This is a genomic window from Aeribacillus sp. FSL K6-2848, from assembly GCF_038004325.1.
Taxonomy (GTDB): domain Bacteria; phylum Bacillota; class Bacilli; order Bacillales; family Aeribacillaceae; genus Aeribacillus; species Aeribacillus composti.
Map to the genome: position 1 here is coordinate 14498 of NZ_JBBOQQ010000002.1, position 13300 is coordinate 27797.

A 13300-nucleotide genomic window follows, 5' to 3' on the forward strand; every position below is an offset into this window, starting at 1 on the left:
ACCTCCTTATCGTCTTATTGCCACTCTGGCAATGGTTTTAGCCCCGGACATAACCGAACGGGCTGAACCGGTGCTCAATCCCCATTGACCTAAGAGGGATGGCAACGTCACAGCGAGAATGAAAAAGGCGGTTCCGATAAACAAATTCGTTGTGTCACCGAAATACTGCGGTCTCTCAAAAAAGCGTTGCAGTCCAATGGCCGTAGCGATCAATTGTAACGCCAGCGTGAGAAACGCGCTGATGAATTGTTTGAGCCAGAAATCAAAGAAGTTAAAAGTATCATTGACTTTCGTAACAATAGCGATCGGGCCGATAATATACAAGATCGCAACGAGGGCGATGCGATAGAAAAACTGAAGTGTTAGAACCACTAGAATGATTCCAATAACTAATACTGTAATGAAAGCAAATACCCCCGGAGAAAGTAATATATTGGAGATCATGTTTTCGACCATTTTTTCTGTTTGTATCGTGTCAATGATCGCAGTCATGAGTTTTTCTTGGAAGTTTAGAATCCAGTGGATAATTGATTCGTACAAGAATAGGAACACACAGATCACGAAGATGCTTACGAGCTTTTCATTCATGACAATCGGTCCGTCATCTGCATCCGCCATGCGAAGGCTCATAATTTTTGTCATACTAAATACGATAAAAATCGCCAATACCGTTTTTGACAACGTGAACAATCCGTCCTGGTATCTTTCATACAACGGATTCTGGATGATGTCTGTTGGAGAAATGACCGTCTTTTTCATGATTTCTTTAATGAATTCCAACGCCGAAACTCCCGTTTCAAAGATGAATTTATAGATATGGCAAGTAACCTGAAATTTTCCGCACTCAATCGATTGACTGTCGTCATCGTAGTTTTTCAGAATCTCGATATAAGCACTTGACGATCTATTCTCGTCATCTGAGTTTTCCGGTTCTTCAAAGAACATTTTGTTTTTTTCATAAAAATCTCCTGTTTTCGCCAAACTTGACGTTGGAAAGATCACCAAGGACAACAGAAACGCAACGACTAGGACTCGAACAAATTTAGCCAAAGATTCTCCCCCCGATCTCTAGCAAAAGTAAAATGAAGATAAATAAGAGAACCGTCCACCCTACCGTCAATCGATATTGATACTCCCGAATTTCTTCTTCCGTCATTTCTGTGCGATACGTGAGGAAAAACTCTCTTTTCTTTCGCTCCACCGGTTTTTCATACAGCTTAAGTACAAAAGAGAAAAAACGATCATAGATAGCGAGTATTTTTTGCGTGATCTCGTATATCTGTCTACGCCGTTCCGGCGTCAGTTTCACTTTTCCTCTCCCCCTTTTCTTTAATTTGCTTGACCAGCTTTCTGCAGCGCTTCTTCGGCTTGTTTCCGTAACATTTCATCCCGGCTGTCTTCAAGCAAAGCCATATCTATATGATCGACTTTCCATTCTCCGGAGTCTTTCACCCAATGAGAGTTGACCGTTAATGTATGAATGTAGTCATCCCCGTATTTATTAGGATCTCCTGTTTCATATCGGACCTGTACGATGGCATACGATTCCGCCTCATCATCTTTATTTTTCTGCTTTTTTGTGAACAGCTGATGAATTTTAAATTCGTTTATTTTCGCCATGTTTTTTTCTGTTGGTTCTCCATACTCTTTCAGGCCAGCTTCATATCGCGCCAGTTGTTCTCCGGTCAGATACTTTTTATGTTTCCCATAAACCAACGCTTCGATAAAATCCTCTGATCGTTGATTCAGCTTTTCGATATCTTGATACTTCTCAATCTTTTCCTTTGCTTCCTGAAGGTCCGTATACAAGAGGAAGCTAAAGCTTCCTGCAATCAATAGAAGAACGATTAACACAAGGTTAGTAACGGTGATTCTCATTCATCTTCCTCCTTCTTTGCTGGCTGGAAGTACGTCATTGGGTCTACTCTTTTACCATAGATGCCGTCTAGCTGAACCTCAAAATGCAAGTGGTATCCCGTTGAGGAACCGGTTGTTCCGCAAGTACCGATCTTCTGTCCTTTCTGCACCGTGTCTCCTACGTCTACATCCACATGTTCCATGTGGCCGTACAAGGTGAATATATCGCCGTGGCTGATAATGACATGGTGTCCGTATCCGCCACCATATCCGGACTTCACGGACACTACAATTTGCCCCCCGTCAGCTGCATAAATTGCATCACCTCGCGAACAAGCGAAGTCTGTTCCCTTGTGGAATTCCGTTCCGCCTCCGAACGGATCACTCCGATATCCAAAATTGGACGTGATACTCATCGAACCGGTAGGCAGCGCGAATTCTCCTGTCCCCATGACTTCGCAGTTCATCGAGAGGCCGCCTAGTTCATTTGCGATATTGGTGACTACTGGCACCCAATTCGCGTTTAAGTTCGAGGGGTCATTATTCGCTCCAATTGGAGCGTACTTTGCCCCAATCTGTTGAATCGTTACTAATCCTTGAGATATATACACTCGATAGAGGTTTCCTGCCATAAAATCGATGCCGTCTTCCAGACTATCAAATACTTTCAGCTTTCCAGTGTTCGGGTCCATAATGCCACCAGGATTGTTTTTGTTTTTCACGGCAGGGGATGTTCCGTATCCTGTTTCATGCAACGCAATGGCGATAAGTAGCACGGGATCAATGCCGTATTTTTCAGCTGCGTTCATAAATACTTCTTTTTTTCCAGTGAATACTCCGGCGTTAGATAGTACTTCTTCAATCCTTGCTTCATCCACTTTTCCCTTCGTACACATTGCTACTCCGCCTGAGATATTGGAGAAGCTCTCTTCTTCCCCGAAAATAGCGTTACTGATGGCACCAATGAGTACGACGATAAACAGAACTCCAGCCCCGATCCAAATCAACGGACTTGCTTTCCAAAGAAGTAGAGAGCGTATGACATCTTTCATACGATCAACTCACTTCCGTTCAAACCATAGTTGTTTTTCAACATCCGTTAGCTGCACTTCCAATTTGATTTTTTTCGAGCCGACAAAATAGATGCCCTTACCTGCTTGTTCGTCTTTTCGCCCCTCAACGACCGTTAATGTCGTTCGTTCCTCTTCAGAAAATTGATGTCCAAGTTCTTTCTCCAAGAAGTTGATTTCTACTTCTTGCATCGGGAGATATAAACGTTGAATAGCTTGTGAAATGACAGCTTCCCCATAGTTTCGTTTATCGTCTTTCGCGGACAGAAAGTCTTTAATCGACTGGGTAGCAGGAGTTACACCGCAATTAAACGACCGCAATACTTTCATCATGAAATACACATATTCCATCGCCAGAGGCACTTTTGGGTCAGCGATGATATGCGCCTCGTCAATATACACTTGTGTTGGATGCCGGTCACCGTTCAAGATGTCATAGTTGATATGAGATAATAAATTGAAGTACACTACTCGTTGTGCTTTTTCCCGGTTTTGGAGGTCAAAAATATCATAAGCAACAAGTGGATTCGACACATCCACGTTGGTATGCCCATTGAACACTTTGGCAAACATGCCTTTCGCATAAGCGTGCAACGTGGTATGGAAGTCCCTTACGTGCTCATACTCTTCAGGGGTTGTTTCCTTGATTTCTTCAAGAAAATGATAGAAGTCTTCCATGATCGGAACGTCCGTTACTGCTAATGCGTTTACGTCTGTTTCTTCCGTGATGCCAAACTTGGCGTACAGCTCAATTAATAACTTCGACAAGACATCTTCCTGCAAATCTGTCATCTGCGGATACATGAGGCGGAACATCGTCAACAAGGTGCTGATTTTAGCGATCAGTGGATTTCCTTCTTCTGTTCCATGTTGATTTTTCGGGATATCAAATGGATTGATGATGTTCCCGCCTTTTAGGCTGATTTTCACCCACTCACCGCCAAGTGTACGAAATACCTCCCCGAATTCTCCTTTCGGGTCGATCACAATGATTCTTCGTCCTAACATGTACTTCCGCATCATATCTTGAAAAATGTAAGTGGATTTCCCAGAACCGGAAATCCCAATGACAAATTCATGGCGGTTTAACAATAAATCATCGTCTACGATTACCACATTTCCGGTTGTCATGTTTCTTCCCTTGATGATGCCTTTCTCGTCGAAAATCTCATTTTCATGAAACGGAAAGAAATAAGAAACGGCTTCCGCATTCATCGGGCGATATGTAAAGTCATATACTTTGTTTTTGCCGATTGGCAAGAAGCTGTCAAAAGCGTCTTTCATTCTTGTTGTTGGGGTTAATGTCTTAGCAAACGGGCCAACAATGGCCTTGACTTGTTGAGTTAGTGCATCTAATTCTTTGAGGTTGCTTGCGACGATGTGAATTAACATTTGGAACATGAACATTTTTTCGTTCTTGAAACTCAGCTGATGAAGCAACATTCTAGCACTGTCGATCTGCGCTTGTGCTTCGGCTTTTCCTGCATCATTGACATATTTGGAATATAGTTTTTGACTGTTTTGCTTAATGCTTTCTGATAGATGTCTCCGCACTTCTGAAGAATCATACTCCATGATGTATTGAATGACGCTGATGTTATCGCTCAAGTCATTCAAGCGTTGAATGTATTCCTGCACAATAATGGATGAATACTCTACAACAACAAGTGTTCGGGTATAGTTCGTACCCGAACGGACATAACTCTCTTTTTCTTCGATACTGTCAGGAGAAAGCAAATTCAAAATATGTTCATTAGCGTTGTAATACGATTCCTCCAAACTCTCTTCTTTCTTTTTTCGGAAAAAAGGAAGTGTAAGTCTCATCGTCCTTCCCCCTGGCTTAAATGATTTTCTCCGTTATTTCTTTCTCCCATCTCTTTTTCATCTCGATATATGTCTCTTTTCCCAGCGTGATTGGGAATGTACTTGTTTTGATTTCCGCATTGACTTGTGCATTTTCGTAGTCAACGCAGGTGTAGATGAGATGGAATAACTCTTCGTTGTTTAAGATTTCTGCTTTCAGCTGAAAGCGACCGCCGAGCATATTCTCGATTTGAGAAACAAGGATTTTTGCCTGTCGATCAAGTTCCTCCAAGACACTGTCTCTGTTCTGCACCGTGAATGGTTTGGAAATAATGACATAACGGTTTCGGGACACCATGTTCTTGGATTTTTGGATGTTGTCAACGAAATTGAGATATCCCGCCGACAACAACTTTTTTGATATATCTCCTTCTTGGGATGTCTTCTCTTGGATGAACATGAAGTAGTTTTTTAGGTTGACTGGTTGTGCGATTTGGCTGATTTGGAGCGTCAGATTTTTTGGAAGGTCGTTGAGGAACGTTTCGTATGCTTGAAAAATCATGCGTTTCTCTTTGTTATTTAGCAACGAAAGATTAATGCTCGACACTTTAATCACTTTAACTAATCGTTTGTCCGTTGTTTCGTAGCAGTCGGAATAAATGTTAGAAATGCCAAGCTGTTCACGAACATCTTTTTCCTTCTTCTTTCCCATCAGATCACCCTTTGTGTAAACAAACAGTTTTTGACGGTTGTTGTACTTGATTCGCCAAACAATCCGGTGTTCGAAGAACGAAATGTTCTTCCGATCGGGATGTTGAATCGTCAGCAACAGCAAGAACGTCGCCCATGGCGCGAGGCAGACAATCACGTTCTGCGAATTAATGCCGATTCCCGTTCGATGGATGATATACAGTGCCACAATGCCAGCAATCAATAACGGAAGGGAGATCAGCACGTCTCGATAACGAATGAAAGAGAGTAAATACTTTCGTGTATCGACGTTTAAGGGCAACTCCACTTTACCCTCTTCTCGCAACTGTTCCTTTCGTTCAGCGATCGACTGTGTTTCGTATGCCAAATTCATTCACCCCTTAGAGGTTGTTTTGGAAGTAGTAAACAATCGGGCGGGCAAGCAAGAACACAATCAACCCAGAGATACACAAAAACAACCCCCGTTTGAACTTTGCTTGATTTTCTTCTCCACCAAATGCCGCCAATAGGCCACAAACAAGAATCCCAATGGCGAACAAAGTGATAAATGTAGACGTAATGTCTCCAAACAAAGAATTCAATAGCCCTCGAAGTTGGTCAAACACAATAATTCCTCTCCTTTCCAAATATGGATTATTTTTTATTTTGATTATATGGAAATTATATCATAATCAAGAAAAAATGTAAATAAAAATAGCGAATTTTCTCGCTATTTTTGTAAATTTCACAAATTGAAATCCTCACAGATTTGCAAAGCGACTAAATGTAGATAAAATTGCCTAGTCACGTTGATGTCACTACTTTTTTTATCTAGCATTTTTCTGGCGAGCGCATTCATGTTTAGATGCAGATATTCTCGTTTCTTTATTTGGAACGGGCGTATCTGCACATTCTTAGCCAAGAGATAATACGAAAACAAGAAACTCATTGCAATAGAGTTAGATTTGCAAAAATCAGTTATTTTTTTTTTAAGCTCCTCGTCCATATTGGTGTTGATATAGTCACGACTTAAATCGTTGTTTTTGGCTTCTGCTAGATCTTCGGAAGAGTCTAGGAGAAACTTTTCACTGTTTTTTTGGAAATAATCAGAAATCAAACATCCAAAAAAAGTTCTTTTTGATAAACCAAAACGATCAATTTGTTCAATTTTTCGCGCCATTTCCTCCGTCAAAAAAATCGTCGTCTGGGAATCAAGATTGATCTTTTCTCTCAACGCTTCCAGTTGCTCGAAACTATATCCTTTTTGCAGAACTTCTGCCAAGGCAAACGCGATAACGTTCCTCTTGCTTGTTCCCATTTGTTCGGCAATCTTCCGAATTAACTCATTGATTTCGCGATTGATGGAGATCGTCAATCTCATACCAATATACCCAACCCTTCGCCTTGAATTTTGACTAACTTTAAGTCCAAAGTTAATCTAAGTATATCAGTTTCCAAATGCATATACAATATTTACCTGTTTAATAGCGTACGAGATCGCATAAAAATCGCTACATAACGCGCCCAAACCATTGTATAATAAGGAAAAACTATGAAAAAGGTAGCTGATAGCGCTATGTCAGACAAAATCGCGTTTTATTCGAAAGACGTGTCGGATAATTTGGAGATTGCCTCGTCAACTTTACGGAAATGGAGCGCCATGCTCGAAGACGCCGGGTACCCGTTTAAGAAGAACGACAAAGGACAGCGTCTCTATTACGAAAAAGATATCGTCGCCCTACGACATTTAAAACGACTCACACAAGACGAAGGAATGTCGCTTGAAAACGCGGTAAACGAAGTCGTTAAGCGTGTCAAGGAAACGGAGGAAATCGCTCAAGAGCTAGACGTACCTAGCGATATGACGCGCTATGACGACAAGCTAGATCAACTAATCGAGCGAATCGAGCGCTTGGAAATGGTGAATCGTCAATTGATTGAAAAGCTCAACGAGCAGCAACGCTACATCAACCAACGACTGGAAGAACGCGACCGAAAACTCATGGAATCTATTCGCGCCATTCAAGAACAGAAGCAGGCCGCGTTGGAGACAGCTGCGACAACGGAGGACAAGGGGACAAAAAAACGGGGATGGCTGTCGAGAATTTTTGGAAAATAGACCTTGTCGCGACTCGAAGATTAGTAGTACAATAGAGACAACATAATAGAACGGGACAAAATAGAAGAGCTTTCGAAGCGCGTTGTAGTCGGATTGGGGGTCCGCTACAACCGTCTGCCGTACTCACCCTACGGCAAACACCTGCTCGAAAGCTCTTGTGTTAACATATTTATGCCTTGTCTTCATTTTAATGCATAAATGTGTTTAACGCAAGAGCGAAACGCCTGGAAATTTTCGTTTTTCCTCCGATGAGAGCGTGTTTGCCTACGTATAAACGTACGGCGGCACGCTCTTTTGTTTGTCCCAAATTTCGGGAGAAACAGGAGGAGAATATATATGGCAAAAGTAGAGTTTACTAAGGCGAAGAAAAATAGAAACGAATTGCAGCTTCCAATTCTTCATTTTGTTGTTGCTGATGATTGGATTGATAAACTTGGTCCTGAAGCCTTCGCGGCTTGGCTAAAATTCTATAGTTGGTGTGATCGTTCAGATCAGCGAAAAGACAAAGATAATGATGTGATTCCTTCAAGCCTTTCCAAAGTCATGAAACGTTTAGGGGTTGGAAAGAAAAAATTCTACAATGAGATCATCCGGCCTTTATGGAATTATGGTTTGATTGATCTTGTCACATATGAAGATAGCGAACAGCCAGGTAACAAACCTGTAAATATTGTAGTTTATGAGTATCCGCAAAACGACATTCAAAAGAAATATCAGCCACTTGAAAAGATTCGTGATTACGATACTGAATATGAAACAAGCAGCAGAACTTTTGCCAAAAAAGGCGGCAGAAAACAGAACGAAAGTTCGGATGGTTTCCTACAGAAACCAGGGGTGGTTTCCCACGGAAACCAGGGGTGGTTTCCCACGGAAACCAGGGGTGGTTTCGAAGAGAAACCTAATAATGATTCAAATGATATAAATAATGATTCAAATGATATAAATAATGATTCAAATGATATAAATAATGATTCAAATCATCATCATCCCTTGATCGAAGGATTCAACCAGCAACAATCCGACTTGATCCATGAGTTTCTACAAGCCAACAAGATTGATGATGATGACTTGAAAAACAAACTGTTGGAGAAACTAAAAGGAAAACGATTCAAATACATGGCCTACATAGAAAAGACATTTGAAACCGTTAAGAAAATGGTAGACTCTAATTCTAGCGAAGGGCAAAACATTCAGAAACCGACACGTAAAGAATTAGTACCGGATTGGTTGAAGATGGACTACAACCAACCGAAGGATGATGAGGATTTCGACATTGAACAGGCACGACGGGAACTTGAGGAACGGTTGAAAAAATATAGAAGGCTAAATCCGAAAAAGTTCGCCGCAAGCCAACCGAGGTGACAGACTATAAACCTGCCGGCTTAATATTTGGTACGATGTCACGAAGGAACCGGCGAGCGCCAGCTTTTGCCTGGAGCTAGTTCTGTATTTCCTTTTCAATCTGCGCAATCACTTTCGGCAAGTCGTGGTAGATCATGCGCCCACTAAACCGTAGAACTTTCCAGCCATTTTTGCGCAAATAAGCGTCTTTTCGCCGATCATGGGCTTTTTGCTCAGGCGTCGAATGATATCCTTTGCCGTCGCACTCTATGGCGATTTTATCAGAGTAGAATAATCACGCAGGAACCGTGGCAGCCGACAGACCGTCCGCCCGTTTTTCCGATCGTTCTAATCATATCGGAACATCGGTATGCGATAGACGGGAGTTATCCGTTTCGGGTGATACAAGCGCAATCGTTCACGCAATTTATGCAGTCGTTGAAGCCAGCGAAGCCGAAGGAAGAACAACGACCGAAACCAAAGACAGCGTCCCAACTGAAATATAGTGGAGGGATCAAGATTAATTTAGGTGTTAAATAAAAGAGCGTAGTCCTCGTTTTATATGTCGTAGTCGGTGATGTCTCGCATTCTATTTTTTTGTGATAATATAGAAATAAATTTACGTCAGACAAAAAAGGTGATTTTTATGAGAGAAGGACGATGCTATGAACAATATGATTTTCAGGTATTGATCTTATCCCAGTTTGCCCAACGCCGACCGTCTACAGAAAAGGAAAAATGGGAGTTACAACAAGAATATTTGCGCCTGATTCGTGAAATTCCTCAAATGTGGGAAGAATTCGTGCGGAAAAATCAAAACATTTATGATCGCTTTGGATATTTAGATGTCGTGGTATATGATGATTTAACGTATGAACGGAAAAAGCTAAAACAGGGACGCCCTAAAGAGGAAAATACGCTATCGCATCGTGTAACCGTCCGGTTGGACGATGAGGGTTATCAGTTGTTGAAACAATATTGTCAGACAAAAAATATTACCGAATCAGCAGCGATTCGGGAGTTAATCCAAACACTGAAATCGAAAATATGGTGAATATAAAACAGGCTGACCTAAAGGTCAAAACCTTGGTCAGCCTGTTTAGAAAAGATTGTTTATATCCACGTTTTTATAGAGATCATTATCATCATCTTGGTTTTCTTTATCTCGGTCTTTTTTCGAATCCGGATCGTTTAAGGATCTCGTGTCTGTTTCCCCTGTTCCTTCATTTTGGTTTGAGGCTGTTTTGTTCTTTAATGAGGACTCTTTGGATGTACCAGAAGAAAACTCTTGATACAGTACTTTTTGTATGTCGTAGTCGGTGATGTCTCGCATTCCGAAACGGTCGATTATGTGTAAAACGATGTTAGTGAGAGATACTTGAATATTCTTCTGCTTGTCCAGCCATTCATTAATCAAGTCACTTTGGGGGGTATCAGCCACCCTCCAAGTGACGATTTTTCGTTTTGCCATATCGTATCACTTCTTTCATTATTTTTGTTTTTTGAACAAGATTTTCTCATTGATGACATGCAATCCGTTTACGTTCATATCCACTGCGTATTTTTCCGGAATCCAAAGAACTTCACAGTGGACGTTATTTGCAAAGTCCAATAAATCCTCATAAAGTTCTTCTTTGAACTGGATGCTGCCACCACCATATACAGCAATTACATCAACGTTTCCGGCTATGTCGCTGTATTTTTCCTGAATGTCCTCTAAAATGCGTTGAGCTTGTGAATAACGTGCTTCTTGCATGAAGCGAACGGCTAAATCGTGAAGATGATGGGATGGATCTAAAAAAATATTCATAAACTGCTGGCGATTTAGGTTCAAAAAGCCGCCAACTTCCTCTTTCAGCAATTGAGTAGCTTCTTCCGTGGCATGACCCACTCCTCGTTTTTCCCCTGAACAAACATCTGTTACAGGATTCATTCCAACAGTATAGATATATTCCGTTGTTCCATCGCCAATATCTACGTGGAGAATTCGTTTGTTAGCGAAGTCTTTTGGTACAGCTTGTTTTTTATAGTGCTCGTTATAATTCTTCAGAATTTCATTGTCACGTTCCAATAAGGCATATAGAGCTGGAATGCCTTCTTGAGTGACTTTCACAGTCTGAAAATGGAGTGTGACGGTCACAGGAGTTTCTCCGACATATACAATCACCACATGATCGTTGCTTGTGAAACGTCCTTCAAGGTATCTGGCTTGATCGGCACTATATTCTGACGCAGGGATTGCTGTTGTCATTGAGACATCTACTGAAATTGATGAAGGAAGCTCTTGATTTTCTTGATATGCTAATTGAACCGATCGAGCAGCAAGCATCGATAGCGTCATTAGGACTGGAATATCGTGTTTTGATTTATTCCCTAATTTGATATTCATATTTTCTACTTTATCGGCCGTTATATTGGCGCGTTTTCCGATGAAGTATAGGCCACTTCGTTTAATAGCGTTACTTGTTACATGAACAATCAATTCATCCAATAAATTAGCAATGTTTTTTTCCACATTTGTTTCCATCACATTTGGCTTGGATAACAGACGTTTGACCACCGATGGTTGTTTTATGAGCGTATCGTTCACGATCATTTTTGTTTCCGAATTCCCAATATCATTAGCCACCACTATTTTCATTTAAACTCCCCCTAATAATTCATTTTACATTCAAATTAAATTTATAATTAATTCTTATCTACATTATAAAGCATTAATGTTATATAATCAATCAAAATGAATTTAAAAAATAAATATTTTTGAATGTATTTTAAATGTAAATTTAATTTATATAAGATTCACTATTATTTTTAATTCATATTTAATTTATTTTAAATTCATTATTCATTTATTAGGGGTATTATCATTCTATATTCATTCAAATTGAATGTTTTATTCATTCATTTATAAAATGGAGAGGCCTATCAGAATGAATGAAAATCAACAGAAAGAGGATCAGAGAGGTAAAAATAAAGGAGAACACATATTATTCATGTGTAATATGTGTTCTCCTTTTATTAAAGGGTCATTTAATTGAGTAAAGTGTTTTGGGTTAACAACGATTTCTTAAATAAGTCCCCCTGAATCTAAGTAAATTCCCTAAACATAATGCATAGGATTATTTTGTAAATATGCAAGGAGGTGAGAAAAATGTACTATGTTCCTTACCCATATCCATATCCTTATTATGTTAACGTGCCAATGTATAACTATGGAAGACAGCCTGTTTACTGGACTATTCCTAATGAGATAGAGTATGCTAAACAACTAGGTTTGGGAAGAGGTAAAATCAAGTTAAAAGATTATGGACCAGAACCGTTTGTAGTTAATATCAATGCGGCTGCAAAGCAAAACAATACGTATCGTACTGCTTTATGGACAGGAAAACATTTGCAAGTCACATTGATGAGTATCAATGTTGGAGAAGATATTGGTTTGGAAATTCACCCTAACGTTGATCAATTCTTACGTATTGAACAAGGTCAAGGAATTGTTCAAATGGGCAGAAGTAAAGATAATTTAAACTTTGAAAGAAAAGTCTATGATGACTCTGCCATTATGATACCTGCTGGAACATGGCACAACGTAATCAATACAGGTAATATCCCGCTAAAACTTTACTCGATATATGCACCTCCACAGCATCCACATGGTACTGTACATGTAACAAAAGCCGATGCTATGGCAGCTGAATAAAAGAGCCAAAAATAAATACCTAAAAAAACGGCTTCTCAGATTGGTGTATAAAAGAAAAGGATCATCGGATTAACTCTAAATCCTTTTCTCTAGTTTTAGCTTTTTCTTGCGTTCGTTTTTCTTCTAACTCTTGTTTTAGTCTTGCTTCCAATTCGTTGAAGCGCTGAAGCTCTTCCTTGTATCGTTTAGGATTTTTTTCAATATACATGATGGCTCTTCTTAGTGTTTTTAACCGAGCGTTTTCGATTTTTTGATTCAGCCGTTGTTCCAGTTCATCCATTCGCTGCAATTCGGCTTTGTATCGCCGAGGATTTTCCTGTAGTTTTGTTTTCAAAATCATTAACCTGTCTTTAGCTTCCACTAAACGAAAAACGGTTCGTTTTGGGTCTTTTTTTAACGAAGTTAGCGCTCTTGCGATTTCTCGTCTCTCTGCTTTTCGAATACTCACTTCTAGTTTCGATTCTATGCGTTGTAGGCGTTCCAATTCTTTTTTATTCTTTTTCGGGTTTTCCATCAGCTTCTGTTTAAGATCGTTCAGGTTTTCTTTTGCCTTCAGTAGAGTTTTAAGTGATTTTTCGTTTGATTTAGTTTCTTCCAATTCGCTTTTTTCAAGAGAGGGAGGATTTAACTTTCGTGACCGTTTAGCCTTTTCCAAAATCTCTTCAAGTATCTCATACAAACTTTGGTTGATGTGATCTCGGGAGTCCATATTAACCGTGGCCT

The 13300-nt window shown here is 40.1% G+C and carries 16 protein-coding genes and 1 pseudogene; 5 read left to right on the forward strand and 12 right to left on the reverse strand.

Annotated elements, in window-relative coordinates; translation table 11 throughout:
- Positions 1-6: 6 nt before the first annotated feature.
- The 8 genes from NSS70_RS20515 to NSS70_RS20550 all read right to left on the reverse strand — a co-directional run bounded on the left by NSS70_RS20515 (position 7) and on the right by NSS70_RS20550 (position 6801).
- Entirely contained in the window at positions 7-1050 is a 1044-nt protein-coding gene (locus tag NSS70_RS20515; protein ID WP_340882676.1) for a conjugal transfer protein TrbL family protein, read from the reverse strand.
- On the reverse strand, positions 1043-1309 hold the full coding sequence (locus NSS70_RS20520) for a hypothetical protein (protein WP_340882679.1): 267 nt from the start codon (positions 1307-1309) through the stop codon (positions 1043-1045). The genes NSS70_RS20515 and NSS70_RS20520 overlap by 8 nt, the downstream gene beginning before the upstream one ends.
- 20 nt (positions 1310-1329) lie before the next feature.
- On the reverse strand, positions 1330-1878 hold the full coding sequence (locus NSS70_RS20525) for a hypothetical protein (protein ID WP_340790045.1): 549 nt from the start codon (positions 1876-1878) through the stop codon (positions 1330-1332).
- Positions 1875-2909, reverse strand: coding sequence for a peptidoglycan DD-metalloendopeptidase family protein (locus NSS70_RS20530; RefSeq protein WP_340858347.1), 1035 nt, complete (start codon positions 2907-2909; stop codon positions 1875-1877). The genes NSS70_RS20525 and NSS70_RS20530 overlap by 4 nt, the downstream gene beginning before the upstream one ends.
- Before the next feature lie 9 nt (positions 2910-2918).
- On the reverse strand, positions 2919-4751 hold the full coding sequence (locus NSS70_RS20535) for a VirB4 family type IV secretion system protein (protein WP_340858348.1): 1833 nt from the start codon (positions 4749-4751) through the stop codon (positions 2919-2921).
- 16 nt (positions 4752-4767) lie between these two features.
- Entirely contained in the window at positions 4768-5814 is a 1047-nt protein-coding gene (locus tag NSS70_RS20540; RefSeq protein WP_340858349.1) for a hypothetical protein, read from the reverse strand.
- Between the two features lie 7 nt (positions 5815-5821).
- Positions 5822-6046: a hypothetical protein gene (locus NSS70_RS20545; RefSeq protein WP_340790050.1), complete on the reverse strand. Its 225-nt coding sequence runs from the start codon at positions 6044-6046 to the stop codon at positions 5822-5824.
- Between the two features lie 119 nt (positions 6047-6165).
- Entirely contained in the window at positions 6166-6801 is a 636-nt protein-coding gene (locus NSS70_RS20550) for a hypothetical protein (RefSeq protein WP_340790051.1), read from the reverse strand.
- 195 nt (positions 6802-6996) lie between these two features.
- On the opposite strand from NSS70_RS20550, the gene NSS70_RS20555 reads away from it, so the two are divergent.
- Both NSS70_RS20555 and NSS70_RS20560 read left to right on the forward strand, forming a co-directional pair.
- The gene (locus NSS70_RS20555) at positions 6997-7539 is read left to right on the forward strand and encodes a MerR family transcriptional regulator (RefSeq protein WP_340882683.1); all 543 of its coding nucleotides are present in this window, start codon (positions 6997-6999) and stop codon (positions 7537-7539) included.
- A 336-nt stretch (positions 7540-7875) separates the two neighbouring features.
- Positions 7876-8901: a RepA protein gene (locus NSS70_RS20560; protein WP_340882687.1), complete on the forward strand. Its 1026-nt coding sequence runs from the start codon at positions 7876-7878 to the stop codon at positions 8899-8901.
- Positions 8902-8977: 76 nt separating this feature from the next.
- Here the strand turns inward: NSS70_RS20560 and NSS70_RS20565 are convergent.
- A pseudogene (locus NSS70_RS20565) lies at positions 8978-9160 on the reverse strand (endonuclease domain-containing protein); the annotation flags it as partial.
- Positions 9161-9188: 28 nt separating this feature from the next.
- On the opposite strand from NSS70_RS20565, the gene NSS70_RS20570 reads away from it, so the two are divergent.
- Positions 9189-9386 (forward strand): hypothetical protein, encoded by a 198-nt coding sequence (locus NSS70_RS20570; protein ID WP_340882689.1) that lies wholly within the window; start codon positions 9189-9191, stop codon positions 9384-9386.
- Between the two features lie 140 nt (positions 9387-9526).
- Positions 9527-9934 (forward strand): CopG family transcriptional regulator, encoded by a 408-nt coding sequence (locus tag NSS70_RS20575; RefSeq protein WP_340882692.1) that lies wholly within the window; start codon positions 9527-9529, stop codon positions 9932-9934.
- A gap of 45 nt (positions 9935-9979) precedes the next feature.
- Here NSS70_RS20575 and NSS70_RS20580 read toward each other — a convergent pair whose 3' ends face one another.
- Complete coding sequence (locus tag NSS70_RS20580) at positions 9980-10351, reverse strand: hypothetical protein (protein ID WP_340789973.1); 372 nt, start codon at positions 10349-10351, stop codon at positions 9980-9982.
- Between the two features lie 18 nt (positions 10352-10369).
- Positions 10370-11521 (reverse strand): ParM/StbA family protein, encoded by a 1152-nt coding sequence (locus NSS70_RS20585; protein ID WP_340789976.1) that lies wholly within the window; start codon positions 11519-11521, stop codon positions 10370-10372.
- A gap of 510 nt (positions 11522-12031) precedes the next feature.
- Here NSS70_RS20585 and NSS70_RS20590 point away from each other — a divergent pair.
- A complete protein-coding gene (locus NSS70_RS20590) occupies positions 12032-12577 on the forward strand; it encodes a cupin domain-containing protein (RefSeq protein WP_008881732.1) in 546 nt (181 codons plus the stop codon).
- Positions 12578-12638: 61 nt separating this feature from the next.
- Here the strand turns inward: NSS70_RS20590 and NSS70_RS20595 are convergent, their stop codons facing one another.
- A complete protein-coding gene (locus NSS70_RS20595; protein ID WP_340882694.1) occupies positions 12639-13286 on the reverse strand; it encodes a hypothetical protein in 648 nt (215 codons plus the stop codon).
- Positions 13287-13300: the final 14 nt, after the last annotated feature.

What these genes read in the sequence shown, in the direction of transcription:
- NSS70_RS20585 (WP_340789976.1), bottom strand. Translation starts at nt 11,521, where the DNA reads ATGAAAATAGTGGTGGCTAATGATATTGGGAATTCGGAAACAAAAATG.
- NSS70_RS20525 (WP_340790045.1), bottom strand. Translation starts at nt 1,878, where the DNA reads ATGAGAATCACCGTTACTAACCTTGTGTTAATCGTTCTTCTATTGATT.
- NSS70_RS20595 (WP_340882694.1), bottom strand. Translation starts at nt 13,286, where the DNA reads ATGGACTCCCGAGATCACATCAACCAAAGTTTGTATGAGATACTTGAA.
- NSS70_RS20590 (WP_008881732.1), top strand. Translation starts at nt 12,032, where the DNA reads ATGTACTATGTTCCTTACCCATATCCATATCCTTATTATGTTAACGTG.
- NSS70_RS20560 (WP_340882687.1), top strand. Translation starts at nt 7,876, where the DNA reads ATGGCAAAAGTAGAGTTTACTAAGGCGAAGAAAAATAGAAACGAATTG.
- NSS70_RS20530 (WP_340858347.1), bottom strand. Translation starts at nt 2,909, where the DNA reads ATGAAAGATGTCATACGCTCTCTACTTCTTTGGAAAGCAAGTCCGTTG.
- NSS70_RS20550 (WP_340790051.1), bottom strand. Translation starts at nt 6,801, where the DNA reads ATGAGATTGACGATCTCCATCAATCGCGAAATCAATGAGTTAATTCGG.
- NSS70_RS20580 (WP_340789973.1), bottom strand. Translation starts at nt 10,351, where the DNA reads ATGGCAAAACGAAAAATCGTCACTTGGAGGGTGGCTGATACCCCCCAA.
- NSS70_RS20540 (WP_340858349.1), bottom strand. Translation starts at nt 5,814, where the DNA reads ATGAATTTGGCATACGAAACACAGTCGATCGCTGAACGAAAGGAACAG.
- NSS70_RS20535 (WP_340858348.1), bottom strand. Translation starts at nt 4,751, where the DNA reads ATGAGACTTACACTTCCTTTTTTCCGAAAAAAGAAAGAAGAGAGTTTG.
- NSS70_RS20575 (WP_340882692.1), top strand. Translation starts at nt 9,527, where the DNA reads ATGAGAGAAGGACGATGCTATGAACAATATGATTTTCAGGTATTGATC.
- NSS70_RS20555 (WP_340882683.1), top strand. Translation starts at nt 6,997, where the DNA reads ATGTCAGACAAAATCGCGTTTTATTCGAAAGACGTGTCGGATAATTTG.